General features: G+C 71.0%; 26 protein-coding genes. 7 read left to right on the top strand and 19 right to left on the bottom strand.

Annotation, left to right across the window (positions count from 1 at the left end; translation table 11 throughout):
• Window positions 1-50: 50 nt before the first annotated feature.
• Entirely contained in the window at window positions 51-2,387 is a 2,337-nt protein-coding gene (locus tag AB0B48_RS09325) for a chromosome partitioning protein (RefSeq protein ID WP_357198286.1), read from the top strand.
• Window positions 2,388-2,505: 118 nt separating this feature from the next.
• Here AB0B48_RS09325 and AB0B48_RS09320 read toward each other — a convergent pair whose 3' ends face one another.
• A complete protein-coding gene (locus AB0B48_RS09320; protein WP_355004687.1) occupies window positions 2,506-2,934 on the bottom strand; it encodes a DUF3151 domain-containing protein in 429 nt (142 codons plus the stop codon).
• Window positions 2,935-3,183: 249 nt separating this feature from the next.
• Here AB0B48_RS09320 and AB0B48_RS09315 point away from each other — a divergent pair, with 249 nt between their 5' ends.
• On the top strand, window positions 3,184-4,377 hold the full coding sequence (locus tag AB0B48_RS09315; protein ID WP_357198283.1) for a hypothetical protein: 1,194 nt from the start codon (window positions 3,184-3,186) through the stop codon (window positions 4,375-4,377).
• A gap of 59 nt (window positions 4,378-4,436) precedes the next feature.
• Here AB0B48_RS09315 and fbaA read toward each other — a convergent pair whose 3' ends face one another.
• Both fbaA and AB0B48_RS09305 read right to left on the bottom strand, forming a co-directional pair.
• Window positions 4,437-5,462: a class II fructose-bisphosphate aldolase gene (fbaA, locus tag AB0B48_RS09310; protein WP_355004685.1), complete on the bottom strand. Its 1,026-nt coding sequence runs from the start codon at window positions 5,460-5,462 to the stop codon at window positions 4,437-4,439.
• Between the two features lie 135 nt (window positions 5,463-5,597).
• Window positions 5,598-5,981: a phage holin family protein gene (locus AB0B48_RS09305; protein ID WP_030491363.1), complete on the bottom strand. Its 384-nt coding sequence runs from the start codon at window positions 5,979-5,981 to the stop codon at window positions 5,598-5,600.
• A gap of 124 nt (window positions 5,982-6,105) precedes the next feature.
• Here AB0B48_RS09305 and AB0B48_RS09300 point away from each other — a divergent pair, with 124 nt between their 5' ends.
• Both AB0B48_RS09300 and AB0B48_RS09295 read left to right on the top strand, forming a co-directional pair.
• A complete protein-coding gene (locus tag AB0B48_RS09300; protein WP_357198278.1) occupies window positions 6,106-6,318 on the top strand; it encodes a hypothetical protein in 213 nt (70 codons plus the stop codon).
• 146 nt (window positions 6,319-6,464) lie between these two features.
• Window positions 6,465-8,036, top strand: coding sequence for an LPXTG cell wall anchor domain-containing protein (locus AB0B48_RS09295; protein ID WP_357198275.1), 1,572 nt, complete (start codon window positions 6,465-6,467; stop codon window positions 8,034-8,036).
• Between the two features lie 73 nt (window positions 8,037-8,109).
• Here the strand turns inward: AB0B48_RS09295 and AB0B48_RS09290 are convergent, their stop codons facing one another.
• Both AB0B48_RS09290 and AB0B48_RS09285 read right to left on the bottom strand, forming a co-directional pair.
• Window positions 8,110-9,171 carry an LCP family protein gene (locus AB0B48_RS09290; protein WP_357198272.1) on the bottom strand — a complete coding sequence of 354 codons (1,062 nt, stop codon included), beginning with the start codon at window positions 9,169-9,171 and terminating at the stop codon, window positions 8,110-8,112.
• A gap of 2 nt (window positions 9,172-9,173) precedes the next feature.
• A complete protein-coding gene (locus tag AB0B48_RS09285) occupies window positions 9,174-9,653 on the bottom strand; it encodes a SigE family RNA polymerase sigma factor (protein ID WP_196920494.1) in 480 nt (159 codons plus the stop codon).
• 181 nt (window positions 9,654-9,834) lie between these two features.
• On the opposite strand from AB0B48_RS09285, the gene AB0B48_RS09280 reads away from it, so the two are divergent.
• Both AB0B48_RS09280 and AB0B48_RS09275 read left to right on the top strand, forming a co-directional pair.
• Window positions 9,835-11,406 (top strand): LPXTG cell wall anchor domain-containing protein, encoded by a 1,572-nt coding sequence (locus AB0B48_RS09280; RefSeq protein WP_357198268.1) that lies wholly within the window; start codon window positions 9,835-9,837, stop codon window positions 11,404-11,406.
• A 130-nt stretch (window positions 11,407-11,536) separates the two neighbouring features.
• Window positions 11,537-12,358: a DedA family protein gene (locus AB0B48_RS09275; RefSeq protein ID WP_355004680.1), complete on the top strand. Its 822-nt coding sequence runs from the start codon at window positions 11,537-11,539 to the stop codon at window positions 12,356-12,358.
• A 164-nt stretch (window positions 12,359-12,522) separates the two neighbouring features.
• On the opposite strand, the gene AB0B48_RS09270 is transcribed toward AB0B48_RS09275, so the two are convergent.
• The 14 genes from AB0B48_RS09270 to AB0B48_RS09205 all read right to left on the bottom strand — a co-directional run bounded on the left by AB0B48_RS09270 (window position 12,523) and on the right by AB0B48_RS09205 (window position 24,866).
• Window positions 12,523-12,900, bottom strand: a complete 378-nt coding sequence (locus AB0B48_RS09270; protein ID WP_030332125.1) for a metalloregulator ArsR/SmtB family transcription factor — start codon at window positions 12,898-12,900, stop codon at window positions 12,523-12,525.
• A gap of 57 nt (window positions 12,901-12,957) precedes the next feature.
• A complete protein-coding gene (gene pyrE, locus AB0B48_RS09265) occupies window positions 12,958-13,497 on the bottom strand; it encodes an orotate phosphoribosyltransferase (RefSeq protein WP_112586136.1) in 540 nt (179 codons plus the stop codon).
• Window positions 13,498-13,666: 169 nt separating this feature from the next.
• Window positions 13,667-14,476, bottom strand: a complete 810-nt coding sequence (locus tag AB0B48_RS09260; RefSeq protein WP_357198264.1) for an SDR family oxidoreductase — start codon at window positions 14,474-14,476, stop codon at window positions 13,667-13,669.
• Window positions 14,477-14,486: 10 nt separating this feature from the next.
• Window positions 14,487-15,143, bottom strand: a complete 657-nt coding sequence (locus AB0B48_RS09255; RefSeq protein ID WP_357198261.1) for a hypothetical protein — start codon at window positions 15,141-15,143, stop codon at window positions 14,487-14,489.
• A gap of 72 nt (window positions 15,144-15,215) precedes the next feature.
• Window positions 15,216-16,010 carry a hypothetical protein gene (locus tag AB0B48_RS09250; protein WP_355004676.1) on the bottom strand — a complete coding sequence of 265 codons (795 nt, stop codon included), beginning with the start codon at window positions 16,008-16,010 and terminating at the stop codon, window positions 15,216-15,218.
• Window positions 16,011-16,111: 101 nt separating this feature from the next.
• Window positions 16,112-16,699, bottom strand: coding sequence for a DUF4178 domain-containing protein (locus tag AB0B48_RS09245; protein ID WP_357198258.1), 588 nt, complete (start codon window positions 16,697-16,699; stop codon window positions 16,112-16,114).
• An 82-nt stretch (window positions 16,700-16,781) separates the two neighbouring features.
• Window positions 16,782-17,636 carry a hypothetical protein gene (locus AB0B48_RS09240; RefSeq protein WP_357198255.1) on the bottom strand — a complete coding sequence of 285 codons (855 nt, stop codon included), beginning with the start codon at window positions 17,634-17,636 and terminating at the stop codon, window positions 16,782-16,784.
• A gap of 69 nt (window positions 17,637-17,705) precedes the next feature.
• Window positions 17,706-18,086 (bottom strand): hypothetical protein, encoded by a 381-nt coding sequence (locus AB0B48_RS09235; RefSeq protein ID WP_357198252.1) that lies wholly within the window; start codon window positions 18,084-18,086, stop codon window positions 17,706-17,708.
• 112 nt (window positions 18,087-18,198) lie between these two features.
• Complete coding sequence (locus AB0B48_RS09230; protein WP_357198249.1) at window positions 18,199-19,770, bottom strand: polyamine aminopropyltransferase; 1,572 nt, start codon at window positions 19,768-19,770, stop codon at window positions 18,199-18,201.
• A 33-nt stretch (window positions 19,771-19,803) separates the two neighbouring features.
• Window positions 19,804-20,229 (bottom strand): DUF4247 domain-containing protein, encoded by a 426-nt coding sequence (locus AB0B48_RS09225; RefSeq protein ID WP_357198246.1) that lies wholly within the window; start codon window positions 20,227-20,229, stop codon window positions 19,804-19,806.
• Window positions 20,226-20,738 carry a DUF2617 family protein gene (locus AB0B48_RS09220; RefSeq protein WP_357198243.1) on the bottom strand — a complete coding sequence of 171 codons (513 nt, stop codon included), beginning with the start codon at window positions 20,736-20,738 and terminating at the stop codon, window positions 20,226-20,228. The genes AB0B48_RS09225 and AB0B48_RS09220 overlap by 4 nt, the downstream gene beginning before the upstream one ends.
• 1 nt (window position 20,739) lies before the next feature.
• The gene (locus tag AB0B48_RS09215; protein ID WP_357198240.1) at window positions 20,740-21,366 is read right to left on the bottom strand and encodes a DUF4178 domain-containing protein; all 627 of its coding nucleotides are present in this window, start codon (window positions 21,364-21,366) and stop codon (window positions 20,740-20,742) included.
• Between the two features lie 178 nt (window positions 21,367-21,544).
• Window positions 21,545-24,136: an ATP-dependent chaperone ClpB gene (gene clpB, locus AB0B48_RS09210; protein ID WP_357198237.1), complete on the bottom strand. Its 2,592-nt coding sequence runs from the start codon at window positions 24,134-24,136 to the stop codon at window positions 21,545-21,547.
• Between the two features lie 85 nt (window positions 24,137-24,221).
• Window positions 24,222-24,866 (bottom strand): helix-turn-helix domain-containing protein, encoded by a 645-nt coding sequence (locus AB0B48_RS09205; protein WP_357198234.1) that lies wholly within the window; start codon window positions 24,864-24,866, stop codon window positions 24,222-24,224.
• Between the two features lie 85 nt (window positions 24,867-24,951).
• Between AB0B48_RS09205 and AB0B48_RS09200 the strand changes: the two genes are divergently transcribed.
• Window positions 24,952-26,088, top strand: a complete 1,137-nt coding sequence (locus AB0B48_RS09200; RefSeq protein ID WP_357198231.1) for an epoxide hydrolase — start codon at window positions 24,952-24,954, stop codon at window positions 26,086-26,088.
• Window positions 26,089-26,210 lie beyond the last annotated feature (122 nt).

Genomic DNA, 26,210 nt, shown 5'->3' with positions numbered 1-26,210 from the left:
CCTGTTGGGCGATTGGGCCTATCCTCGCAGGAGGACTGGGGAGGGCCGTAATGGACGAGAACGCCGACCGGGCGCAGGTGCCCGGCCAGCAGCCGGTGCCGGAGCGGGACGTCGAACCACTCTGGCCGCCAGATCCGGGCGACCGGGGCGCGGTGCCGCCGTGGGCTGCTGTCGCCGAGCAGCGGGGTGGGCCGTCGCCGGTCACACATCCGGTCACGCCACCGGTGGCCGCGCCGCCGATCGGGCGACCGCCGGTTCCCGGCCAGCCCGGCGCTGCGACCCAGTCGCCGCCCTCGCCGTCGGACTACCCGTCGCTCTCCGGCGCCGTACCGGCGCCTGGGGGGTGGGGGGCCAGCGGCCCGTCCGGTGTCGGGTCTGGTTGGGCGCCGGCGCAGCCAAGTTGGCCGCCGCCGACGGACCCGGCCGCTGCGCCACCACAGGCAGACCCGGCCGCTCCGCCAGCGACCGCTGCCCGGCCGACGCCGCCGACAACCGGCCCCGGGGGCAACGGCGGGCCAGCCGGCCCCGGCGTCCCGGCTGCCGCCGCGACACCGAGCACCACCGCCGTGCCGGTCACCCCGGGCGGCGTCGACCTGAACCTGCCGTTCACCCTGGATAACCCGACCGCCGCCGCCGACCGCCCCGCCGCATCGGCACCCGCCGACCGCTCCACCTCGGCCGCCGCCACCGGCTCGCCCATTCCGGCGGCCACCGCGTCCGCTGCCAGCCCGAACGCCACCGACAGCCCGCATGCCGCCGACAGCCCGACGGCCGCCGGCCCCGCGCCGGCAGACCCCTCGGCCGCAGCCTTCGCGGCGGCCAGGTCGGCACCACAGCCTGGTGTGCCCATGCCCCAGGCTGGCGGGCCGGCACCACAGACTGCCGGGCCGACACCGCAGCCCGACGGGGCCGCGCCGCAGGCTGGTGGGCCGGCGCCACAGCCCGGCCCGGCGCAACAGGCCGGCGGGGCCGGTGCGGACGGGTCCCCTGACGGGCCGGTGCGGCCGATTGCCGAGTCCCCTTGGGCGTACCCGCCGCAACGCCCGGCTGGAACAACCGCGCCCGCCCCGGACGAGGCCGGCGCGACACCTCCGGTTCCGCCTCCGCCTCCGGTCGTTCCGCACGCCGGTCCCGCGCAGGCACACCCAGGGCAGCCGTTCATCCCCGGCCAGGTCGGCCCGGCGCAGATTCCGCCACCGCCCGACGTGACGCAGTTCAGCAACCCACCGCACGGCCTTGCCGCACCGCAGCACGCTCCTGGGCAGGCTGGGCCGGCGACCCCACCGCCCGGGCCGTTCCCACCCTCGCCGGGCTGGCACCCACCGCCCTGGCAGCAGGGCTCGCCTGGCGGCACGCCCGGGCAGCCGTACCAGGAGGCCGACGGGGTGACCCGGGTCCCGGCCCCCGCGTATCCGGACGCGACCGCGTACCCGGACGCGAGCTGGACACCGGACACCACAGCCGCACCGACCGCCGAGGATTTCGCCCGACGCCGCCAGGTTCGACCCGCCGATCCGGTGGCGACCATGGGTGTACGCGCGGTGGTCAACAAGATGGGCCTGCTCCGGCTCTCTCCGGGGCGGCACGAGCAGGAGCTCAAGCGGGACATCGAGATGGTGCGCCGCAACTTCGGCGGTCTGCGGCAGGTGACCGTCGTCAACCCGAAGGGCGGCGCCGGTAAGACGGTGGCCATCCTGCTGCTCGCGATGACGTTCGGTCAGAAGCGCGGCGGCTACGTGCTGGCCTGGGACAACAACGAGACCCAGGGCACGCTCGGGATGCGCGCCCAACAGGACTTCCACTCCCGCACGGTGCGGGACATGCTGCGTGACCTCGGGCAGTTCCAGGGTGCGCACGGGCGGGTCGGGGACCTGTCGCAGTACGTCCGCTCGCAGGGCGAGGGGATGTTCGACGTCCTGGCCTCGGATGAGTCGGCCACCGGTGGCGAGATGTTGACGGCTGCCGCGTTCGCCGAGATTCGAGAGGTGGTCAGCCGGTTCTACAAGTTGATCTTCGTGGACACCGGGAACAACGTCCGGGCGCAGAACTGGCAGGCGTCGATGGACGCCACCGACCAGTTGGTGGTCACCATGTCGGCCCGTAACGACTCCGCCGAGACCGCCGCCCGGATGCTCGACCACCTGGAGCAGAGCGGCCGGCAACGACTGGTGCGCCAGGCCGTGACGGTGGTGTCGATGCCACCGTCCCGCAAGGAGATCGACCTGCCGGCCATCCAGGAGCACTTCGCGGCCCGCACCCGTGCGGTGCTGCTGGCCCCGTACGAGCGGCTCATCGACAGCGGCGAGCCGATCCGGTACGGCGGGCTCTCCTCGGCCACCCGGGACGCCTGGCTGAAGATCGCCGCCGCGGTCGCCGAAGGGCTGTGACCCGCCGACGGCCGGCCCCCGCGCGGGGCGCCCGGCGGGGGGCGGGGGAGGGGGTGGGCCCCGCCGCGGCCCCCCGCCGCCGCCGGGCCGGGCGGGGGGCCGGCCGTCGGGGCAGGGGTCAGTTGCTCGCCAGCGCGTCCGCCGCTTCCGGGTCGCAGTCGCGCAGGAACTGGGCACAGCGGGCCGCCTCGTCGGCCTCGCCGATCTCGTCGGCGGCACGGGACAGCACGTAGAGGCAGCGGAGGAAGCCCTGGTTGGGCTCGTGTGACCACGGCACCGGGCCGTGCCCCTTCCAACCACTGCGGCGCAGCTGGTCGAGGCCCCGGTGGTAGCCGGTGCGGGCGTACGCGTACGCCGTCACCACTTGGCCCTGCGCGAACGCCCGCGCCGCGAGCTCCGCCCAGGCCGCGCTGTAGGTCGGGAAGCCGGCCGCCACGTTGGCGTACGCCTCATCGGTGCCGGCCTCGTCGGCGGCGGCCAGGGCGGCGTCGGCCTCGACGTTCGCGGGCAGGCGGGTGGCCGGTGGCTCTGGCAAAAGGTTCTGCATCGCCCCATTCAACCCGCTGGACAGGGCGACACGCGAGCGGGTCGGCCGACGTGTCCCGCTGAACGGCTGAGGAGTTGGTCACGCCTGCGGCCTATGCCGCTGCCTGGTGTTTTCCACTACAAATAATGGTCCGGAGCCTCCCCAGGAACCGGTAATGCAGGAGCCCGGTGGCCACGACCATCGGGCTCCTGTCGGTTCCACCCCCGGCCCGAGGTTTGGCCGGCCCCGGCGGAGGGGCAGGATGGCCCGGTGCCGACCCCACCTCCCGCGGACGTCATCGAGCCGCACCTGCATGCCGGCGAGATCCAGACCCGGGCCGAGTTCGATCAGCAGCTGGCCACCGGTGGGCTGGCCGGGCTGACCGTTCAGGGCCTGCGGCTCGACCTCGCGCCGGTGCCCGACCTGACCGGCGTCGACGTCGCCGGCACCCTCTTCGTCGGTTGCCTGTTCGCGTCCCGGGACGTGGGTGCCGACCTGGTCCGGCGGGGCGCGAACGTGGTGCCGCCGTTCTCCGGGTTGCCGTACCCGACCCAGCCGACGCACCTCTACACCCCGGACGACCTGGCCGCCGGGTTCGCCGAGGGCGGGTTCACCGGGATGTACGACACCCGGGTGTACGACCACTACCGGGCGCACGGCGGCGCGTTGCCGGACGTCAAGGAGGCGCTGGGTCAACGGCTGCACGATCACGGCGTGGACAACGCGCTGGCCGACGCCACCCGGGTCTGGCTGACCGCGTTCGGGCCGCAGTCGGTGGTGGGCATCATGGGCGGGCACGCGGTGCGGCGCGGCAGTCCCGCGTACCGGATGGCGGCCGTGCTGGGTTGGGAGCTGGCGCGGGCCGACCGGCTGGTGGTGACCGGCGGCGGCCCGGGTGTGATGGAGGCCGCGAACCTCGGCGCCTACCTGGCGGACCGGCCGGAGACCGATGTGACGGCCGCGATCGACCTGCTGGCCACCGCCCCCGACTTCACCGACCACCACCGGTACACGGCCACGGCGCTGACGGTCCGGCAGCGGTACGCGGGGGTGCCCCGGCAACGTGGCGACGAGCTGGGCTGGGCGCGTGCGGGTGGTCTGGCCATTCCGACCTGGCTGTACGGGCACGAGCCGGCGAACCTGTTCGCCGGGCGGATCGCGAAGTACTTCTCGAACGCGATCCGGGAGGACACCATCCTGCGCCTCGCCCGGGGCGGCATCGTCTTCGCGCCGGGGCGGGCGGGCACGGTGCAGGAGGTGTTCCAGGCGGCCACCAAGACCTACTACGGCACCGACGGCGCCAGCGGGGCGTACATCTTCCTGGACCGCGCCTACTGGACCGAGGAGTTGCCGGTGGAGGCGCTGTTGCGTCCGCTGCTGGCGGCGTCCCCGTTCGGTGACCTGTCGTCGACGATCCACCTCACCGACGACGTTCGCGAGGCCGTACGCCTGCTGACGACCTGACGGCCCGACGGCGACGGCCGACTCCCAGTGCGGGGAGCCGGCCGTCGGGCGGGACGTCGTTACTTGGTCATCGTGGTGCCGGTCGAGCGCAGGTGCTCGCAGGCCTCGACGACCCGGGCGGCCAGACCGGCCTCGGCGGCCTTGCCCCAGGCGCGCGGGTCGTACTGCTTCTTGTTGCCGACCTCGCCGTCGATCTTCAGCACGCCGTCGTAGTTGCGGAGCATGTGGTCCACGACGGGGCGGGTGAAGGCGTACTGAGTGTCGGTGTCGATGTTCATCTTCACCACGCCGTAGTCCAGAGCCTCGCGGATCTCGCTCAGCAGGGAGCCCGAGCCGCCGTGGAAGACCAGGCTGAGCGGCTTGTCCTTGCCGTACTTGGCGCCGACGGCGTCCTGGATCTGCTTGAGGATCTCCGGACGCAGCTTGACGTTGCCCGGCTTGTAGACGCCGTGCACGTTGCCGAAGGTCAGCGCCGCCATGTAGCGGCCCTTCTCGCCGAGGCCGAGCGCCTCGACCATGGCCAGGCCGTCATCGGTGGTGGTGTAGAGCTTGTCGTTGATGGCGTTCTCGACGCCGTCCTCCTCGCCACCGACGACACCGACCTCGATCTCAAGGACGATCTTGGCCTTGGCGGCCTCGTCGAGCAGCTGCGCGGCGATCTCGAGGTTCTCCGCGACCGGCACTGCCGAGCCGTCCCACATGTGCGACTGGTACAGCGGCTCCTCGCCGCGCTTCACCCGCTCCTGCGAGATGCCCATCAGCGGACGCACGAACCCGTCCAGCTTGTCCTTCGGGCAGTGGTCGGTGTGCAGGGCGATGTTCACCGAGTACTTCTTGGCGACCTCGTGCGCGTACGCGGCGAACGCCACCGCGCCGGTGACCATGTCCTTGATCGAGGGACCGGAGAGGTATTCGGCGCCACCGGTGGAGACCTGGATGATGCCGTCGCTCTCCGCGTCGGCGAAGCCCTTGAGCGCCGCGTTCAGCGTCTGGGAGGAGGTCACGTTGATCGCGGGGTACGCGAACCGGCCAGCCTTGGCGCGGTCCAGCATCTCCGCGTAAGCCTCGGGGGAAGCGATGGGCATGTGATGTGCTCCTTACTTACCACTCTCGGCCGTGCTGGCCGCTGTTCTTCATTTGTGCGCCGGACCGCGCTGTCCTCCGCCCGGAAGTATCCCGTAGGTGAGGTGCGCCGGAACAACCGACCCGGTGCTGGTCGTTCACCGGCGGTCCAGGTTGTCCGGCACGATGACGCTGATCAACCAGGTCACCACCGTCATCACGATGGCTCCCCAGAACGCCGGCCAGAATCCGTCCACCTGGAACGGCAGGTCGAGCCCGCGGGCGATCCGGTCGGTGAGCAGGAACAGCAACGCGTTGACCACCAGCGCGAACAGGCCCAGGGTCAGCAGGTAGAACACACAACCGACGACCCGGATCACCGGCTTGAGCACCGCGTTGATCACGCCGAAGATCAGAGCCACCACGATCAGGGTGAGGACGGTGTTGCCACCCGAGCGGCCATGCACGTCGACCCCGGGCACTATCAGCGTGGTAATCCACAACGCGACCGCGGTGATCGCCAGTCTGATGAGGAAGCCCACGGCACCATCCTGGCATCGGGTCGCGTCGCCGAGGGCCGATTCCGCCTACTCGGCTTCCGGGCGGCGCGCCGGCCCAGCCCGTACGGTGGGTGGGAACCGTGCCCCGAGACCCCCGGGAGGGACGATGGGTCAGCCCGACGAGGACTTCACCCCCGGTGACCACCTCGCGCCCGACGAACGCGACCCCGAGGCGCACCCGGCGGACGCGGTCGAGCAGGCCACTGTCGCCGGCCCGACCGACGTTGACGGTGAGCCGCACCGTGGCCTGGAGGTCGACGACTGGGACGCGATGGAGCAGGCCCGGGTGGTCACCGGGGACGAGGACGACTACCGCTGATTCCGCCGCGGGTCGGCTGCCCGTTGCGACAGGGGTGTTCAGCCGTTCGGGTCATTAGACAAATGTCGATCCGAAGGGGTTACCGGAGGGGTCCGGGCGTCCCTAGGTTGGACGAGCGCCACCTGTACCCCCACGGGAGGACCCCCATGTTCAAGCACTCGCTCCGCTGGCTGACCGGCCTCGGCGCCGCAGGCGCGTTGATCGCCGCCTCCGCCACCCCCGCCGTCGCTGCGGCCACAATCGAGCCCTACTTCCAGGACACCACCCTGGCCGTCGGCGCGACGCCGACCACCCGGGCCCTGTTCCTGTACGCCGACGAGCCGACGGTCCTCAAGGACGTCTCCGTGCGGTACGACTATCGCTCCCTGGCCTCCAAGATCACCGTGACCCCCGCCGAAGGCCAGAAGTGCACCGCGCCGGAGCCGGGCATTCTCGTCTGCACGGAGCCCGCCGATGTCACCCTCTACGAGATGCCGCCGCTGGGCAGCGGGATCTACCGCAACGCGGCAAAGCAGGTTCGCATTGCCCTCACCGAGGGTGCGCAGCTCGGTGACTCCGGGGACGTCGCGGTCAGTTACGAGGCCGCCGGCGGCCGGCGCGGCAGCTACACCTCCCGCGTACGGGTCGGCGAGGGGGTCGACCTGGCCGGCGGGCCGTTCACCGACTTCTCCTCGAAGCCGGGTGGAAAGCTGACAGTGCCGCTGGTCGTGGCGAACGCCGGCGACAAGGCCGTCAGCGGATTCGTCGCGGTCTTCGATTTCAGCTACTCGATCCGCGCCAAGGACCGGTTCAGCAACTGCCGCTACGCCGACGACCACCTGGTCTCCTGCCAGTTCGACGAGGACATTCCGGTGGGCACCGGCCTGGCCACCACGCTGAACCTCGAACTCGCCACTGACACCTACGCGCCGACCAACCAGTCCGGCTACGCCCAATTCATGACCGTTGCCGACTTCGAGGACCTGACCCGGGTACGGGCGGCCGTCGGCGCCCGGACGGCCACCCCCGGCAGCGGTCCGAAACTGACTCTGACCGAGGCGCCCGGCAGGATGCGGCAGGCCGCCCAGACCGACGTCGGCCCCGGCAACGACTACACCGGGTGGACCATCAAGGCCACCGGCACGAACGGCACTGACCTCGCGGCGATCGGCGCCACGCTCAAGGGGACGGCCGGCGCCGTCGTCACGGCCACCGTCGGCTTCCGGAACAACGGCCCGGCGACGCTCGACCGAACGAATGCGGACTACGAGGCCGCCACCCACACCGTCGTCGAGTTGCCACCGGGCACCACCGCCGTCGAGACCCCCGACACCTGCCAGTTGCGGCCGGGCACTCGCACGTACCAGTGCGCCTCGGAGATGCTGCTGGTGGCGGGGCAGACCTACACCATGAAGTTCCGGTTACGCATCGACAAGGTCATCGCCAACGCCCGGGGTGCGGTGCGGGTCAACGCACCGTGCGAGTGCCCCCCCGGCGACAGTTTCGAGGACGACATCAAACCGGCCAATGACAAGGCGACCATAGTGGTCAACGCGGCCCAGAGCGGCGGTGGCCACGGTGATGATGACGGTGATGGCGATGGCGGCGGTGGTGGCGGTTCGCTGCCCATTACCGGCACCCCCACCACTGTGATCGCCGGCATCGGCGCCCTGCTGCTCGTCACCGGTGCGGGCTGCTACCTGCTCGCCCGACGCCACGGCGGCCGCTTCACCGCCTGACCCACCCCGACCCGACCGACGCCCCGCCGACCCGTACCGGGCTGGCGGGGCGTCGTCGTGATGTCCTCGTCCGTCAGCGGACGGGGTTGACCTGCTCCGGGTGCTGCGCCACCCACTGCGCCAACCGATCCTCGCGCAGCGCGGCGAGGAACTCCGGGCCCTGCTTCGGATCCAGCGGCAGCAGCGTACGGTCATCCACCGGCTGGCCCACCGGGAGGCTGAGCCCCACCGGGTCGACGCTCTTCAGCTTGGGCAGCACGGCCACCAGCCTGGTCAGTGGCAGGCCGTCGTCGTCGACCGCCAGACCCGTGCCGGGGGCCGACAGCAGTGCGGTGAGCCGCACCGGACTGGTCAGCACGTCCTTGGCGACCGCCGCTCGGATCAACCCGGCGACGTAGCGCTGGGCGTTACGGTCCCGGTCCAACGCACCATCGGGTAGGTACCGCCGTTGCCGCAGCAGGTCCACGGAGGAAGCTCCGTCGAGCCGCTGACAGCCGGCCGGAAAGACCCGGCGGGTGTGCCAGGAACGAACCTCCTTCGGTAGGCAGACCTCCACCCCGTCGACAGCGTCGGTGATCCGGCGCAGCCCGGCGAAGGTCAGCACCGCGCCGGCGTCGACGCGTACCCCGGTCAGGTCGGCGACCACCCGGCGGGTCAGGTCGTAGCCGGCGTCCAGGTCGGGCCGGGGCTCGCCGGCACCGCTCCAGAACGCGCTGTTGAGCTTGTCGATCCCCCGACCGGGGATCGACACCTCCAGGTCGCGCGGCAACGAGATGAGGTACGGCCGGCTCCGGTCCGCCGGGATGTGCACCAGCAGGACGGAGTCCGCCAACCGGTACGGCGGTTCGTCGCCGAAGCCGTCCACGCCGAGCAGAAGGACATTCAGCGCCTCGGACCGCGCGTCAGCCGGTTGCCCGGACATCAACGGATCCGCAGCCGGTCGATCGGGGCGCAACTGCGGCACCCCGACTCCGAGCGCGCCGAGCAGGGCGAGCGTGACACCAGCGGCCTGGAACCGCTGCCGGCGGCGACGGCGGACGGCGGCGAGCCGGTCGATCGCGACCCGCAGCGGGCCGGTCGACGGGGTCAACGTTTCGTGCCGGGCGAACGCGGCACGCAGGTCATCCTCGATCATGTTCACGCCTCCACGTACTCGGCCCGGAGCGTCGCCAGGGCCCGGGAGATGGACGAGCGGACGGTCCCGACGGCACAGCCGAGAATGTCGGCGATCTCGACGTCGGGCAGGTCTTCGTAGTAGCGCAGCACCAGCGCGGCCCGCTGCCGACGCGGCAGCCGGGACAACCAGGACCAGATCTGATCCCGGTCCACGGCGGACTGGGCATGGTCGGTGGGCATCGGCACCGAGGCGTCGGGCTCCCCGCGCAGCAGCACCCGGCGCACCCACGAGCCGCGCCGCCAGTCGACGTACTGGTTGGTGAGCATCCGGCGTACGTAACGCTCGGGCGAGTCCGCTCGGGCGACCCGACGCCAGTTGAGCTGGACCCGGACCATGGTCTCCTGGACCAGATCCTGGGCCTGGTGTGGTTCGCCGGTCAGCATCACCGCGTACCGCAGTAGCGGGGCCAGCCGCGTGTCCGCGAACTCCTCGTACGTCACTGCACCTCCCGGGGGCTCCTGCCTCACTTGACGGAAGCGGACCGACCGAACATTGCGGTGACGCTCATCAACCTTTTGGTTCGTCTTGCTCGGCGGGCGGCTTTGAGGGCTGCAGTCAGCCTTAGCAATTCCTTAAGATCCGCAGGCTCCACCTGATCCCCCAACTGGAGGAACCCCCCTCATGCTCACCCAATCCACCCGGCGTTGGCTCGCCGGACTGGGCGTAGCAGGCGCGTTCGTCGCCGCCTCCGCCAGCCCGGCCATCGCCGCACCGGCAACCCCCGCCGCAGCGGTAGACAATCTCGACCTGTACGCCAACAACGTGATCGTCGCGCCTGGAGGCACCGAGAAGTGGGTAACCCTCTTCTCGCTCACCACGGAGCGGCAGCCCGACGACTACACGATCAAGGTGGACCGGAGCAAGATCGACGGTTTCGCCAGCGTCGAGAGCAGCGGGGAGAACTGCACCGAGTCCGGTGCCATCCTCACGTGCAAGGTAGAGGACCAGGACGACGACGGCTCGTACCTGAACCTCGTCTCCCTCGTCGTTCGCGCGAAGGCCGGCGCCAAGCCCGATCAGAAGGGCGAGCTGAGTTTCACTGTCACGTCAAACGGCAAGTCCGGATCCGTCTCCTACAGCTCGACTGTGGAGACCGGCGAGGGCGTCGATCTCAGCACCAACGAGCTTCTGGAGCTCAAGGGCGCGCCCGGTGCCACGCTGAAGGCCCCGTTCCAGGTGACGAACCGGGGCGAGGTGCCCGCGAAGGACGCAGTTCTCTTCTTCGTCGGCGCGGACGGTCTTCAGCCGTCGAAGCGCTACGAGAACTGCGAGTACACCGAGGGCCCGCTGCACGACTGGGCGTTCGCCTGCCGCCTGGACGCGACCATCGGCAAGAACGCCAGCTTCCGCCTCGACGACAGCTTCGGCTTCACGGTGCCCGCCGACAGCTGGGCGCCGAACAGCTTCGGCGGGTTCTCCATCTGGTTCACGCCTGCCGACTGGGACGAGTACAGGTCCGAGGCCGAGCTCCCGGCCAAGATCGGGCCGAACGGGACCGAGGGTGAGCTGAAGCTCGAGCCGGTCATGAACATGCGCTCCGGGCAGACCGACGTCAACCCGTTGGACAACTCGACCTGGGTCGACCTTCAGGTGACCGGCGACCAGCGGGCCGATGTGGCAGCGCGCGGCGCGAAGGTGACCGGCGACGTCGGCGCCACCGTCCCGCTCACTGTCGGCTACGTCAACAACGGGCCGGCGGCCGTCAACTCGGGTGGCAGCGAGTCGCCCTGGATCGGCACCACGGTCACGCTGCCGAAGGGCGTCACCGCCGTCCGCGCTCCGGAGGACTGCTTCAGCTCCGAGGACGACGGGTGGGAGCCGGGCAAGCCCGGCGGGCGGGTCTACCAGTGCTTCGTGCTCGGCTCGATCCGGAAGGGCGAGAAGGTCGACTACGAGTTCCAGGTGCGGATCGACCAGGCCGGCGGCCAGACCGGTGAGGTCAAGCTGAGCACCGGGCAGGAAGACAAGCAGATCAAGGACCTGAACCCCGCCAACGACACCGCGCAGATCCTGGTGAACGGCGGCGGAGACGGCGGCCAGGGCGGCGGCGATGACGGTGACGGTGACGGCGGCTCGCTGCCGATCACCGGTCAGTCCACCGGGCTGATCGCCGGCCTCGGCGCGCTGCTGCTCGCCGCGGGCGTCGGCGGCTACATGGTGGCCAAGCGCCGCCGGACCCGCTTCGTCGCCTGATCCACCCCGTACCACCGGTGCCCCGTCGACCACCACGGTCGGCGGGGCACCGTCGTTGGGCCCCCGCGGCGCGGGCGGGTGGTGACGGGCCGGTCCGGCGCGGCCGGGGCCCCGGGCTTCGGTACCCTTTGTGGCCGTGGACACAGCTGAGAAGACCCGCGCTCTCGTGGAGAGCGTCGCCCTGAACCCGCTCGATCCCAAGGATCTGTTGCAGACCTTCGGGCTGATCGGCGTGTGGGTGATCCTCTTCGCCGAGACCGGCCTGCTGGTGGGCTTCTTCTTCCCGGGTGACTCGCTGCTGTTCCTCGCCGGGGTGGCCTCGTCACCGGTGGCGGACGCGATCTTCGGTGACGGCACCCGCCTCTCCCTCGCCGGCCTGCTGATCGGTGGGCCGATCTGCGCGATCCTCGGCGCGCAGCTGGGGCACTGGCTCGGCGCGCGATACGGCCGGCCGATGTTCGAGCGGCCGAACTCCCGGCTCTTCAAGAAGGAGTACGTGGAGAAGGCCGAGTACTACTTCGAGAAGTTCGGCCCGGCGAAGGCCGTCGTGCTGGCGCGCTTCATTCCGATCGTCCGGACGTTCCTCAACCCGGTCGCGGGCGCGCTCGGCATGCCGGCCAAGAAGTTCCTGCTCTGGAACATCGTCGGCGCGGTGCTCTGGGTGGACGGCATCCTGCTGATCGGCTACCTGCTGGCCGAGCAGATCTACCAGGCCATCGGCGACAAGATCGACCACTACATCCTGCCGGTGGTGGCCCTGATCATCGTGATCTCGGTGCTGCCGATCTTCTTCGAGTTCCTGCGCGACCGGCGGGCTCGTAAGCGCGGCGAGGCGGTCGCTGTGGTCGCGGCGGCCAGTGCCGCGGGCGCTGTGGAGGCGGCCCGCGAGGCGTTCGACCACGACCAGCACCAGGACGGCCGTCACCGCCCGGAGCACGGTCAGGACCGTTGAGCGGTACGACGACGGCCGGCCCCCTGGTGAGGGGGTCGGCCGTCGGCATGTCGAACCCGGCCTCCGGTGGTGCGACCGGGGCCGAGCAGGTGTCAACCACCGGTGGCGCCACCCCTGGCTCGCCACCGGACGCCGCCCCGGCTCGGGACGGCATGGTGCCTACGTCAGCGGGCCTTCTTGGTGGCCCGCTTACGCGGCGGGGTCAGCAGGTCGGCGATCGTCGCGATCGCACTCGGGACCAGGCTGTAGTACGCCCAGACACCGCGCTTCTCCCGCTGCAACAAGCCAGCCTCGGTGAGGATGCGCAGGTGGTGACTGACCGTCGGCTGAGAGAGGCCGAGCGGCGCGGTCAGGTCACAGACGCACGCCTCGCCCTCGGGGGCCGACTGGATCAGGCTGAGCAGCCGCAACCGAGCAGGATCAGCAAGGGCCTTGAGGACCCCGGCGAGACGCTCGGCATCGGCACGTTCGATCGGCTCGCCGTTTAGCGGCGAGATCTGAGGCATAGTCATTTCGGCCAACGCAGTTCCCACGTATTCCATCCTTCCACCAGCAGCATCGATCCGCCTGCATATCAGCAGATCCGAATCGGCAGACTTTTACGCCACAAGGCCGAGGTCAGCCAACGTATAGGCCGCCCGGTACGGCAATCCGGCGGCTCGCACCGCGTCGCCGGCGCCTCGATCAACAATAACCACCACACCCACGACTTCCGCCCCGGCCTCGCGAAGAGCCTCGACAGCTGTCAAAACACTTCCGCCAGTCGTGGATGTGTCCTCCACCGCCAACACACGGCGGCCAGCCACCTCCGGTCCCTCGATCCGCCGCTGAAGACCGTGGGCCTTGCCCGCCTTGCGCACCACAAAGGCGTCCAGGGCCCGGCCGGTCGGAGCGGCGGCGTGCAGCATCGAGAGCGCGACTGGATCCGCGCCCAGGGTGAGGCCCCCAACGGCGTCGAACTCCCAGTCGGCGGTGAGGTCGAGCAACACCCGGCCGACCAGAGGAGCGGCCCGGTGATGGAGCGTGACGCGCCGCAGATCCACGTACCAGTCTGCCTCGCGCCCCGACGAGAGCACGACCCGGCCGTGGACCACAGCCAGGTCGGTAATGAATTTACGCAGGTCGTCGTGGTCCCCCATGGCGATAGAGGTTACTGCGCAACTCTGAACGCCGCGTGTGGGGTCCACCCTGATCAGCCCCGAGGGGAACCGATGACTGGCGATGCTCGACTACGCTCAGCAACTGGCCCGACAGCGGCGCGCCAACGCCGTCCCACCACTCGCTCGGGGTCGGCGGGCCGGTCGAGGCTCAGCGCTCGTCGCGACCGATCCGGCCGCGGGTGTCCCGCGCGACCGCCTGGAGCAGCCGCCGCGGCGCGTGTCGCATACCTGCCACGACCACCTTGTACTTCCACGCCGGGATGCTGACCATCTTGCCTTTGCGCAGGTCACGCAAGGCTTCGTCCACCACATCCTCGGCCCGCAGCCACAGCCACTCCGGCGTCTTGGACATGTTGATGCCGGCCCGCTGATGGAATTCGGTGCGGGTGTAGCCGGGGCAGAGGGCCATCACCTGAACGCCGAACGGCAGCGCTGACTGGCCGACGGACTCACTGAAGTTGGTGACCCACGCCTTGCTGGCGGAGTATGTGGATCCGGGCATCGCCGTCCCGAACCCGGCGACCGAAGAGACATTTATCACTGCCCCATTTCGCCGTTCGGTCATCGGTCGGAGCGCCGCCAGGGTCAACCGCATGACCGCGTGCACGTTGAGTCGCAACAGTCGCGCCTCGTCCTCCGCCGTGGAGCGCAGGAACGGTTTGTTCAGGCTGATCCCCGCATTGTTGACCAGCAGGTGCACCGGGCTGCCGTCGGCGAGCCGCTGCTCCACGATGGCGCAGCCGTCGTCGGTGGACAGATCCGCGGAGATCGTCTCCACCTCGCGTCCGGACGTGGACCCCAGCTCGGTGGCCAGCTCGGTCAGCCGCGCCGCGTCGCGGGCAACGAGCACCAGGTGCCAGCCGTCGGCGGCCAGGCGTCGCGTGAACGCCGCGCCGATGCCGGCGGTGGCCCCGGTGATCAGGGCTCGGCGCTCGGCAGTCGTGGGGTCGAGCGTCACGGAGTGGTCCTCACCTGGGCGGGTACGGGGGCGTATGCGGCGCCGACGGGGGCTGGGGCGGGGCGGGCGGGAACATGGGCGGTGCGGTTGGCGCCGTCGAGCGGTGGCGGCCGAACCAGCTGTTCGCCGCCGGCAGCGCCAGCAGCGTAGCTACTACAAGGTAACCGAGCGCCTGTGCGACGGAAAGCCCGGCATTGAGCGGGATCCACCAGGACGGGTACGCGTCGCCGACCAGGCCCAGCAACTCGGCGAGGGACTGGTCGCCCGAGCCCATTCGCAGTGGCGCGGCCCGTTCGCCGACGACCACCACCACACTGCAACAGGCGGCGAGCAGACCGAGCCCGCTGACCACCCAGGTCGCCACCCGGACGCCGTTGCGACCGGCCAGCAGACCGAGGGCCAGGCCGGCGAGCAGCAGCGCGGACAGCACCGCCACCACCGCCGTCAGCACGGCCGACGCGCGGAGCAGAGCCACCACGCCGTCGATCTGCTCCGTGCTCGCCGAGGTGTCGCGGGCGGCGGAGCGGAACCCGTCGACCGTCCCGCCCAGCACCACCAGGGAGACCACCGCGTACGCGAGCGCGGCGACCGCCATCACCAACAGCACCGTCGCGGCCGACAGGGCGGCGGCGGGCCGGCGGGCCGGTGCCGATTCCGGGTACGACACGACGAATCCCTCCGGTAGGCGTCGGGTTGCAACCTACTCGGAGGGATCGTCGGCGTCGTGCTTATCGAGCCGTCAGTTACTCGGCGGCGGGGTTGACCCGGGCCGATCCGTGGGCGGCGTGTCGTCCGGGCGGTCCGCGGCCGGTGGCGGCGGGTAGCTCGGCTCCCCACTCGACGGATAACCCGGCTCACCGGATGCCTGCGGGTAACCGGGCTGACCCGGCGCCTGCGGGTAACCAGGCTGACCCGGCGCCTGCGGGTGGCCCGGGTAGCTGGCGCCCGGGGTGGGCGGCTCCCAGCCCGCGGTGGGCTTGCGGAAGAACGGGTTCGCCTTCGGCAGCGCCAGCAGGACCAGCGCCGTGATCAGCGCGATCAGGCTGAGCACACCCAGCAGGAGGCTGACCGGGGTCACCCAGGAGGGCAGAGCCTCCTCAAGGCGGCGCTGGATCTCCTCCGGGCTCGGCGCGTCGCCGGTGGTCCCGCCACCGGTGTTGAAACCGCCGGCCGCGTTACTGAGCAGACCACCGCCCACGCAGCAGACCATGATGCCGCCGACGATCCAGGTGGTGATCCGGGCGCCGTTGCGGCCCTGGTTGTTGAACAGGGCCAGCACACCCAGCACGACCGCGAGCAGCAGCAGGACGATGCTCCCGCCGATGCCGATGACGGCGAAGACGTCGGCCACCTGGTCACCGTCGGTGGCGCTGCCCGCGTACGCCTCGCGGAGCGCGTCCCGCGTCTTGCTGAAGGTGCTGAGCGTGATGATCAGACTGATTACCTGGAGCGCCAGGAACAGGAAGAGCAGGTAACTGGAAATCGACACAATGGATGGCCGCTGACGGGCCGGCGTGCTCTGGGAATCGACCACGATTCTCCTTCCCTAGATCGCGCCCACACCGTATCGACAACCGGCCAGTTCGGCATGCCGTGACAAGCCCGGCGCGTCCGCCCGGGCCGGCTCGGCGGGCCTCAGGCCCGGGGCGGGCGGATCGTCAGGTCGGCGGGGTCGAGCAGGTCACCGCGGGCGACCCGCCAGCCCTCTTCGCCGTACGCCTCGAAGGACAGCCGCGCGGTGCCACCGGACTGGTAGTCGTGGTAGCGCATGGTCCCGGTCGACGGCAACTCGGTCTCGCCGGTCGCGGTGTAACGCGCCTGCCCGGTCTCGGCCCAGGTGTAGCGCCGCCTGCCGAGTTCGATGGTCGGGGCGCCCGGAGTGACGGTGGCGCCCGGCTCCGGGGTCCAGAAGACCAGCTCGAGTTCGGGGCCGTCCTCCACGGAGAGCCGGTGGCGGGTGCCAGAGTCGTCGTCGAGGAGGTGCTGCACCCAACTCCAGTCGCCCTCGACCAGGCGGATCGTGGCACTCACCGCGTACTCCCGCTCGCGGATCCGCACGCTGTCACCCGGAGCCAGCCGGCGGAGCGGGCCACCGTGCGGCGGCTCCGCCGGCTGGCCGGGAGGCCGGCCCGTCGGCCGTCGGCGGGCCCGCACGACGACCACGACCACGACCACCGCGAGTACGGCAACAGCCGCCACCAGGCACGTCACCAGCGCGTCCACGCGACCACCTCCCCAGGTACGTCGGCGCAGACGGTAACAACCGTCGGCACCCGGAAGAGCCGTGCTGTGGCCGACAGCTCAGCTAACGATTGTGGTCGGGTGCGTCCTCCGGAGGCGGCACCGGCGGTCCCGTCGGCCCTGGTGAGGTGCCCGGTGCTCCCGGCGTCAGGTGCGCGGCCGGGTCGGGGCAGATCAGGTAGCCGGGTGGGAGCGGCTGGTTCGGCGGCAGGAAGCCCGGCACGAGCGGAGCTGTCGGGTATCCGTAACCGGTCGGGGCGTAAGTGGGGACGGGCATCATCCGGGCTGGCCCGGGAAGCGCCTCGTTCGCGGTACGCGGCACGAACCAGCGGTTCGCCGGCGGCAGCGCCAGCAGCAGAGTCACGGCTGCGGAGAGGACCAGAACGGTGAGCACACCCAGCCCTGCCGCGGGGATGAGCAGGTCCTCCCAGGGATCGGTGCCGGCGTACAGCGTGTCGTAGAACGTCGAGGTCTCCCACTCTTCGTCCCAGTCCGGTGGCGGCTCGTCGCCGATCTCCGGCATGGTCAGCAGCGGCACGAGAAGACTTCCGGAGCAGCACTGCCCGAAGCAGACCAGCAACTGCGCTCCACTGGCCACGAAGACCAGGATCCGCGCGACGTTGGCGCCCCGCCAGACCGGGACGGCGGTGGCCGCAAACCAGACCGCGAGCAACACCGCCGGCACGCCGAGGATCAGCGTCATCGCGACGTTGCCCTGCCGCTCGCCGGCCACCTCGTCCGGGTCGGCGTCCGGCACCAGTCGTACCGCGCGGTCGATCTGGCCATCGAAGCGCACCGCCTCGGCCACCGTCAGCGCGGTCAGGCCGAGCAGCACCAGCACCACGGCCAGTTGCAGCCAGAAGGCGATGGTCACGGTGGCCGGGCGGGGCGGACGCGGCGCGGTGGCGGGCGGGCTCATGGCTCGCAACGTACGGTGCGTCGTCAGCAACCGGCAGAACCGATCGGGCAGCGCCGACCGGCGAATGGATCATGCTGCGGCGAGCCGCCGACTGGCGTAGGTGCCGAGGGTTTCCCGGTCCATCACGCAGCCGACGAAGGTGGTCAACTCGCTCGGATCGTCCCGCAGCGACGTCCACGTCGCTCGGGCCGTCTCCGGGTCGACCCGCTCCAGCAGCGTGGCCGCGTACGCCCGGCCGGCGGGTGTGCCGTCGACCAGCACCCGGTCGAGCTGGCGGCGTACCTCATCGGGGTGGTCGCTGAGGGCGGCCTCGACCCGGTGGTACGCCTCGGTCACCGGCAACAGGGTGCCCGCGATCCCCACCCCACCAAAGGCGAGCGTCTCAGCGGTCACCAACTCGTCGACGGCGGCGCCCAATTCGCGCTCCCAAGCCTTCCGCATTCCAAACATGCCTCCACCCTTTCCCCGTCCGGCCCCACTCCACCCCGTTGATCACGAGGTTTGCGCCATGAGCGGACACTCTCCTGACACGGCCGCCTGTTCGGGCGCCAGGTGGTGCGGGTCAGTAGCCGCGCCACTCGGTACGGGCGTAGTCGAGGACCCTCGGTTGGAGGAGGGTGCTGGGGGGCACGTCCAGGCGGGCGCGGTCGGCGGGAAAGGCCGCCGCCGCCCGCAGCACGCCCGGGTCGAGGAAACGCAGCCGGGGCGCGTCGGCCGGCAGTTCCAGCACCGGCGGGGCGGTTCCCGCCGTGGCGAGCAGGAAACCCCAGTCGCCGAAGGACGGCACATCGACGTGGTACGGCACTGTGGCGAAGCCCGCTTCCCGCACCGACGCGTCGATCGACCAGTAGGAGCGGGGCGCGAAGTACGGCGAGCCGGACTGCACCACCAGCCGTCCCCGCTCGGCGAGCACCGACCTGATCAGCGCGTAGAACTCGACGGTGTAGAGCTTGGCCGTGGCCGTCTCGTCCGGATCGGGCAGGTCGGCGACCACCACGTCGAAGCGCTCGGCGGCGGTACGCAGCCAGCCGAACGCGTCAGTGTTCACCACCCGTACGCGGGGGTCGTCGAGCGAGCCGCCGTTGAGCGCCCGCAGCTGCGGCACGGTGCTGGCCAGCGCCACCACCGCCGGGTCGAGGTCGACAACTGTCACCCGGCGGACGTCCGGGTACCGCAGGATCTCCCGGACGGCGAGGCCGTCGCCGGCACCGAGAACCAGTACGTCGCCGCGTGGACCTCGCATCGCCGGATGCACCAGCGCCTCGTGGTAGCGGTACTCGTCCACCGAGCTGAACTGAAGATCACCGTTGAGGAACAGCCGGAGGTCGGTGTCGGCGTGGCCGACCTCCCGCACCGACCTGGTCAGCACGATCTCCTGGTAACGGGAGCGTTCGGCGTACACGACGGGGTCCCGGTAGAGCTGCTGCCGGGCGGTCACCTCGAAGTCGGCGGCGGTCACCCAGGCGTACCCCAGGCAGAGCGCGACCACGACGGAGCCGGCGCCGAGGACGAGCCGGGCGCGGCGGCTCAGCTCCCTCCGGAACACAGTGCAGACCAGGGCGAGACCGGCCACCGCGTTCACCGCGCCAACCACCAGGGCACCCTTGAGCTGGCCGAAGACGGGGATCAACAGGAACGGGAAGGCGAGCCCGCCGAGCAGCGCGCCGACGTAGTCGGCGGCGAACAGGTCGGCCACCGCACTGCCGGCGGCCTGCTCGCGGATGCGCTGCAACATCACCATCAGCAGCGGAATCTCCGCGCCGATCAGCAGGCCCAGCACGAAGGCGGTGGCGACCAGCGCCGGGCCGTACAGGTCGAGCCAGGCGAAGGCGGCGTAGAGGCCGAGCACTGACAGGCCACCGAGCAGGGCCAGGGTCAGTTCGATCACCGCGAACGCTGCGGCGGCCCGGGGCTGCAACGGCTTCGCAACCAGTGCGCCGACGCCCATCGCGAAGACCATCACGCCGAGCACGATCGACGCCTGCCCGACGGTGTCGCCGATCAGGTAGCTGCCGAGCGCGACAAGGGCCAGCTCGTAGACCAGGCCGCAGGCGGCGCAGACGAAGACCGCGACCAGCACCGCCGCGCGGGCCAGCCGCCAGTGCGGCCGGGCCTCGGTGACGAGGTTCTGCACGGAGGGCTCCAGGTGATGGGGTCAGGCGTCGGGCTACTTGCCGGTGCCGGGGCCGCCGCCCCGAACGCTGTTACCGCGTCCCCAACCCCAGTACGACCCGACGGTCGAGTGGTAGCGGGGGTGAGCGGTGTCCATGTCTTCGAGCAGGATCACCGAGCCTGCCGCGATCGGCAGGATCACCACCGAGTCGTCGTCGTAGCGCAGGTAGACGCCGCTGCCGTCGGCGTACCGGTCGGACGGATTCCACGCGTCGGTCAGTTCCTTGGCCACAGCGGTCGGTGACTTGGACGAGGTGTACGCGATCGCTTCCCGGCCGATGTCCCGGCTGGCCGCTCGCGAATACCTGTCCTGCACGTAGGCGCGCGGGGAGAAGGTGCCGTTGACGAGGGCGAAGCCCGCGACCAGCGCGCCGACCACGGCCGCTGCCACGCCCACCACGAACCAGCGTCGGTACGTCATCGCAGTGCCACCACCGTCTCGGTCAGGACCAGCTCGTTGGTCTGGGGGTACGCGTGCCAGGTACGCCAGCCGACCGTCCCGTGCGGCAGGTCGGCGCGCACGGCCAGCGCGGTCACCGCGTCCGGGTCGCCGGGAAAGACTCCGACCAGGGCGTACGGGTCGTCGGCCAGGTCGGCGCGGAGCCTGGCGATCCGGGTGTGCAACTCACCGTCGGCGGGGCGCAGCACGGCGGCGGTGAAGCGGTAGCCGCCCGCTTCGTCGTGCAGGGCGTCGGGCAGGTGCGGCGGCCGGCCCGGCAGGCAGGCGACCGTCTCGGTGAGTTCGGCCGCATCGCCGGGTTCGGCCAGCACGACCTGGTGGGACGCACCGAGCAGGCGCAGCCGTAGCCGGACGTCCCCGGGCAGCGTGACGTCGCGGACGTGCAGCGCAGGACGCTCCGGGCCGCCGAGTAACAGGCTCAGGTCGGCGGCGCAGGTGTCGACGTACGGGGTGTGGAGGCTCACCAGCACCTCAGCTGGCCTCCGGCCCGGCCTGCGGGTAGACCATCACGTCGGCGCGGTGCAACTGCTCGCCCCGGGCGACCTCCCAGCCGGCCTGGCCGTACGCCTCGAAGGAGAGCCGTTCGCCGCCCTGGGCCCGGTAGTCGTGGTATCGAAGGGTGCCACTGGGGTCGAGGCCGGTGCTGCCGGTGGCCGTGAAGCGGGCCTGACCGGACTCCTCCAGGGCGTAGCGGCGGCCGGCGAAGTCGAGGGCGGACGCACCCGGGGTGATCGTGGCGGCCGGCTCGACGGCCCAGAGCACCAGCTCCAGGTCGGGGTCCTCCTCCACGGAGAGCCAGCGCTTGTCGCCCTCGGCGGTGTCCAGCAGGTGCTCGGCCCAGCTCCAGCCGCCCTCATTCAGATGCACCGAGCCCCGGACCGCGTACGACACCCGGCGGATCTCGACGATGTCGCCGGGCTTGAGCCTGCGCGGGTCGCCGCGGAGCGCGTCGCTGTCGGTGTCCCGGAACGGGTCCGCGGGTGCCGCCGGCCGGGCGGCCTTACGGCCCTTGCGCACCGCCACCACCGCAACCACGACCCCGGCGACTCCGATCAGACACCCCAACGTCGTCACCAGGTACGCCACGGGACCGTTCATGCCGACCACCTCCCCAAGTGCGTCGGCGGGAACGGTAACAACCCCGCGCACCTGGAGAAACTCATCATTGTCTGGTGATCTGGCAGCTACGGAGCGTCCTGGTGGGGTGCCGTCCGGGGGCGGAGAACGGGTCGGGCCGACCCCGCCTGCGAGGCGGGATCGGCCCGGGTGCGACGGATCAGGCGGCGGTGACGGTCAACCCTTCCTTCGCGTCGGCCAGGTCGACCTTGACGGTGTCGCCGTCTCGGATCGTCCCGGAGAGCAGGGCCCTGGCGAGTTGGTCTCCGATCGCGGTCTGGACCAGACGACGGAGGGGCCGCGCACCGTAGATCGGGTCGTAGCCGTGCTCGGCCAGCCAGTCCCGGGCGGCATCGGTGATCTCCAGACCCAGCCGGCGATCGGCCAACCGCCGCCGCATCCGCTGCAACTGGATGTCGACGATGGAGCGCAGGTCGTCCCCCCGCAGCGAGGCGAAGACCACCATGTCGTCCAGCCGGTTGAGGAACTCCGGCTTGAAGTGCGACCGGACCACGGCCAGCACGCCCTCGCGGCGCTGCTCGTCGGCGAGCGTCAGGTCGCTGATCACCGACGACCCGAGGTTGGACGTGAGGATCAGGATCGCGTTACGGAAGTCCACTGTGCGGCCCTGGCCGTCGGTGAGCCGGCCGTCGTCGAGCACCTGGAGCAGCACGTCGAAGACGTCCGGGTGAGCCTTCTCCACCTCGTCCAGCAGCACCACGGAGTACGGGCGTCGGCGCACCGCCTCGGTGAGCTGACCGCCCTCGTTGTAACCGACGTAGCCGGGTGGGGCACCGACCAGGCGGGCTACCGAGTGCTTCTCGCCGTACTCGCTCATGTCGATGCGGACCATGGCCCGCTCGTCGTCGAAGAGGAACTCGGCGAGGGCCTTGGCCAGCTCGGTCTTGCCGACGCCGGTGGGGCCGAGGAAGAGGAAGCTGCCGGTCGGGCGGTCCGGGTCGGCGATGCCGGCCCGGGCACGGCGTACCGCGTCGGAGACAGCGCCGACCGCCTCGGTCTGGCCGACCACCCGGCCGCCCAGCGACTCCTCCATCCGCAGCAGCTTGGCCGTCTCACCCTCCAGCAGGCGACCGGCGGGGATGCCGGTCCAGGAGGCGACCACGGCGGCGATGTCGTCCGCGCCGACCTCCTCCTTCAGCATCGCGCCGTCGGCCTGGAGTTGCGCCAGCTCCTCCTCGGCCTGCTTCAGCTCGACCTTCAGGGCGGGAATCCGGCCGTAGCGCAGCTCGGCGGCGCGTTCCAGCTCGCCGTCGCGCTCGGCCCGCTCGGCCTCACCGCCGAGGCGTTCCAGCTCCTCCTTCGCCGTGGAGAGCTTGGTGATGTGGCTCTTCTCCGTCTGCCAGCGCTCGGAGAGCACTGTGAGCTGCTCGCGCTTGTCGGCCAACTCCTTGCGGAGCCGCTCCAACCGCTCGGCCGAGGCAGCGTCCGGCTCCTTGGCCAGGGCCATCTCCTCGATCTCCAACCGGCGGACGGCCCGCTCGATCTCGTCCACCTCGACCGGACGCGAGTCGATCTCCATCCGGAGCCGGGACGCGGACTCGTCGACCAGGTCGATCGCCTTGTCCGGCAGGAACCGGTCGGTGATGTAACGGTCGGACAGCGTCGCGGCGGCCACCAGCGCGGCGTCGGTGATCCGTACGCCGTGGTGCACCTCGTAGCGCTCCTTGAGCCCACGCAGGATGCCGATGGTGTCCTCGATGGTCGGCTCACCGACCAGCACCGGCTGGAAACGGCGCTCCAGCGCCGGGTCCTTCTCGATGTGCTCGCGGTACTCGTCGAGTGTGGTGGCGCCCACCATCCGCAGCTCACCACGGGCCAGCATCGGCTTGAGCATGTTGCCGGCGTCCATCGAGCCCTCGCCCTTGCCGGCGCCGACGACAGTGTGCAGTTCGTCGAGGAACGTGATGACCTGCCCGTTGGAGTTCTTGATCTCCTCCAGGACGGACTTCAGTCGCTCCTCGAACTGGCCACGGTACTGCGCGCCGGCGACCATCGCGCCGAGGTCCAGCGAGATCAGCTTCTTGTCGCGGAGTGATTCGGGCACGTCGCCGGTGACGATCCGCTGGGCCAGGCCCTCGACGATCGCGGTCTTGCCGACGCCGGGCTCGCCGATCAGCACCGGGTTGTTCTTGGTACGCCGGGACAGCACCTGGATGACCCGACGGATCTCGGAGTCCCGGCCGATGACCGGGTCGATCTTGCCGTCGCGGGCGCTGGCGGTGAGGTCGACGCCGTACTTGGTCAGGGCCTGGTAGGTCTGCTCCGGGTCGGCGGTGGTGACCCGACGGTCCCCACCGCGCACGGTCGGGAAGGCGGCTACCAGTGCCTCCTCGGTGGCGCCGACGTTCTTCAGCGCGCCGGACACCGCCCCGCCCACCCGGGCCAGGCCGGCGAGCAGGTGCTCGGTGGACGTGTACTCGTCGCCCAGCGGCCGGGCGATCTGCTCGGCGGCGCCGATGGCGTTCACGAACTCCCGAGCCAACGTCGGCTCGGCGATGCTGGAGCCGCGGGCGGCCGGCAGGTTGTCGACCGCGCGCTGGGCGGCCTGGCGCAGCTCGGTCGGGTCGGCCCCGACGGCGCGCAGCAGACCGGTGGCGGTCGAGCCGTCGGTGTCCAGGAGTGACAGGAGCAGGTGCCAGGGCTCCACCGTGGCGTGGCCACGCTGGTTGGCCAGTGCCACAGCGCCCGTGATGGTTTCGCGGCTCTTGGTGGTGAGTCTTTCGGTGTTCATGGGCTCCCCCGGATCGGCGTTGTCCACTGGGTTGGACACAACCAGAGTTGAGCGTATTCCGCTCAACCTTAGCGCGTGACGCCCATCACTCCCGGCGTCGCCACCGCCAGTCGAACTCCCCGGCCGCCGGGGCCGGGCCGGGCAGCGGGCCCTCGTCCGGCACCGACGACAGGCCCGCCACGAGGACCGCGAGCTGGCGACGGCGCAGCTGGCGGGTCCGTTCCGGATCGGGTACGCGGACCGCGGCGCACGCCTCCAACAACAACCCGAGATCGTGGACGACCGCGTCGGGGCGCAGCCGCCCGCTCGCGTGGGCCCGGTCGACCAGGGCGGCGGCCAACTCACCGGCGCGCACCGCGTCCCGACCCATCTCCTCGGTCGGAGCGAAGGTGCCGGCCAGGTGAACGGTGAGCGAGTGCACGTCGGCGTCGACCACCCGGGCCAGGAAACCGGTAAACGCGGCCCAGTCGTCCGCCTCGGCGAGGGCGGCCTCGGCCTCCGTGACGTACCGGCGCAGCCCGTCGTGGCAGAGCTGGCGCAGCAGGTCCTCCTTACCCGCGTACCGCCGGTAGAGGGCGCTGATGCCGACGCCGGCGCGCTCGGCGACGGCGGCGATCGGGGCCTTCGGGTCGTCGAGGAAGACGGCGCGGGCGGCTTCGAGGATGACCTCGTCGTTGCGGGCGGCCTGGGCGCGGCGACCGCCGAGGGTCTTGCCGGACGTCGGTGACATGCGCTCAGACTAACAGTGGAACGGACCGTTCCGCTCTGCTATGGTGATTGCAGAACGAAACATTCCGTTCCGAAGGAGTTCCGGCATGAGTGACACCGCTGTCCACCCGTTCCGCGCCCAGATCCCGCAGACCGCCCTCGACGACCTGGCCGCCCGGCTGGACCGCACCCACTGGCCCGTCGAACTGCCCGGCGCGGGTGACTCGTACGGGATGAGCAACGACCGGGTGCGGGCCCTCGTCGACAGGTGGCGGGGCGGGTTCGACTGGCGCGCCGTCGAGGCCCGCCTGAACGCCCACCCGCAGTTCGTCACCGAGATCGACGGCGAGCGGATCCACTTCCTGCACGTCCGGTCGTCCCGGCCCGACGCCACCGCGCTGGTGCTCACCCACGGCTGGCCCGGCTCGGTGCTGGAATACCTCGACGTGATCGCCCCGCTCACCGAGCCCACCGACCCGGACGCGCCGGCCTTCCACGTGGTCATCCCGTCGCTGCCCGGCTTCGGCTTCTCCGGCCCGACCCGCAACGCCGGCTGGAACCGGTTCCGCATCGCCCGCGCCTGGGCCGAGCTGATGAACCGCCTGGGGTACGACAGCTACGGCGCGGTCGGCAACGATGCCGGTTCGATGATCGCGCCAGAGCTGGGCCGGATCGATCCGGAGCGGGTGCTCGGCGTACACGTCACCCAGCTCTTCTCGTTCCCCTCCGGCGACCCGGCCGAGTTCGCCGGGCTCTCCGAGGCGGACCAGGCGGCGCTCGGGCACCTCCAGTGGTTCTACGAGAACAAGTTCTCCTTCAACCAGGTGCACAGTCAGCAGCCGCAGACCCTTGCGTTCGGGCTGGCCGACTCACCGGTGGGGCTGCTCGCCTGGAACGCCCAACTCTTCGACGAGGGCCTGGATGCCGACTTCATCCTTGCCAACGTGGCGCTCTACTGGTTCACCGGCACCGCCGCCTCGGCGATGCGGCTCTACTGGGAGGACGCGCACGCCGGCGAGCCGCCGACCGAGCCGACCACCGTCCCGACCGCGCTGGCCATGTTCCCCGGGGACTTCCAGTCCATCCGCCGCTTCGCCGAGCGGGACCACTCGAACATCGTCCGGTGGACGGCGTACGACACCGACATCGAGGGCCGGGGCGACGTCGGCGGTCACTACGCGGCCCACCAGGCCCCCGAGGTGCTGGTCACCGACATCCGCGAGTTCTTCGCCAGCCTCCGCTGACCGCCAGCGTTGATCGACTCGGGTTCCTTGATGTCGCGGTGTCCGGACCACCCGGCGACCGTGCGACTGGGCACCCCGGTGTCGGTGTCGCCGAGCCATACCGTCGACCGGTCGTCGGGCAC

Source organism: Micromonospora sp. NPDC049089 (assembly GCF_040648775.1).
Lineage (GTDB): Bacteria > Actinomycetota > Actinomycetes > Mycobacteriales > Micromonosporaceae > Micromonospora.
This window is presented reverse-complemented; position numbering and strand designations above follow the sequence as displayed.

What these genes read in the sequence shown, in the direction of transcription:
- AB0B48_RS09325 (WP_357198286.1), top strand. Translation starts at nt 51, where the DNA reads ATGGACGAGAACGCCGACCGGGCGCAGGTGCCCGGCCAGCAGCCGGTG.
- AB0B48_RS09320 (WP_355004687.1), bottom strand. Translation starts at nt 2,934, where the DNA reads ATGCAGAACCTTTTGCCAGAGCCACCGGCCACCCGCCTGCCCGCGAAC.
- fbaA (WP_355004685.1), bottom strand. Translation starts at nt 5,462, where the DNA reads ATGCCCATCGCTTCCCCCGAGGCTTACGCGGAGATGCTGGACCGCGCC.
- AB0B48_RS09300 (WP_357198278.1), top strand. Translation starts at nt 6,106, where the DNA reads ATGGGTCAGCCCGACGAGGACTTCACCCCCGGTGACCACCTCGCGCCC.
- AB0B48_RS09295 (WP_357198275.1), top strand. Translation starts at nt 6,465, where the DNA reads ATGTTCAAGCACTCGCTCCGCTGGCTGACCGGCCTCGGCGCCGCAGGC.
- AB0B48_RS09290 (WP_357198272.1), bottom strand. Translation starts at nt 9,171, where the DNA reads ATGATCGAGGATGACCTGCGTGCCGCGTTCGCCCGGCACGAAACGTTG.
- AB0B48_RS09280 (WP_357198268.1), top strand. Translation starts at nt 9,835, where the DNA reads ATGCTCACCCAATCCACCCGGCGTTGGCTCGCCGGACTGGGCGTAGCA.
- AB0B48_RS09270 (WP_030332125.1), bottom strand. Translation starts at nt 12,900, where the DNA reads ATGGAATACGTGGGAACTGCGTTGGCCGAAATGACTATGCCTCAGATC.
- pyrE (WP_112586136.1), bottom strand. Translation starts at nt 13,497, where the DNA reads ATGGGGGACCACGACGACCTGCGTAAATTCATTACCGACCTGGCTGTG.
- AB0B48_RS09240 (WP_357198255.1), bottom strand. Translation starts at nt 17,636, where the DNA reads ATGAGCCCGCCCGCCACCGCGCCGCGTCCGCCCCGCCCGGCCACCGTG.
- AB0B48_RS09235 (WP_357198252.1), bottom strand. Translation starts at nt 18,086, where the DNA reads ATGTTTGGAATGCGGAAGGCTTGGGAGCGCGAATTGGGCGCCGCCGTC.
- AB0B48_RS09225 (WP_357198246.1), bottom strand. Translation starts at nt 20,229, where the DNA reads ATGACGTACCGACGCTGGTTCGTGGTGGGCGTGGCAGCGGCCGTGGTC.
- AB0B48_RS09215 (WP_357198240.1), bottom strand. Translation starts at nt 21,366, where the DNA reads ATGAACGGTCCCGTGGCGTACCTGGTGACGACGTTGGGGTGTCTGATC.
- clpB (WP_357198237.1), bottom strand. Translation starts at nt 24,136, where the DNA reads ATGAACACCGAAAGACTCACCACCAAGAGCCGCGAAACCATCACGGGC.
- AB0B48_RS09205 (WP_357198234.1), bottom strand. Translation starts at nt 24,866, where the DNA reads ATGTCACCGACGTCCGGCAAGACCCTCGGCGGTCGCCGCGCCCAGGCC.
- AB0B48_RS09200 (WP_357198231.1), top strand. Translation starts at nt 24,952, where the DNA reads ATGAGTGACACCGCTGTCCACCCGTTCCGCGCCCAGATCCCGCAGACC.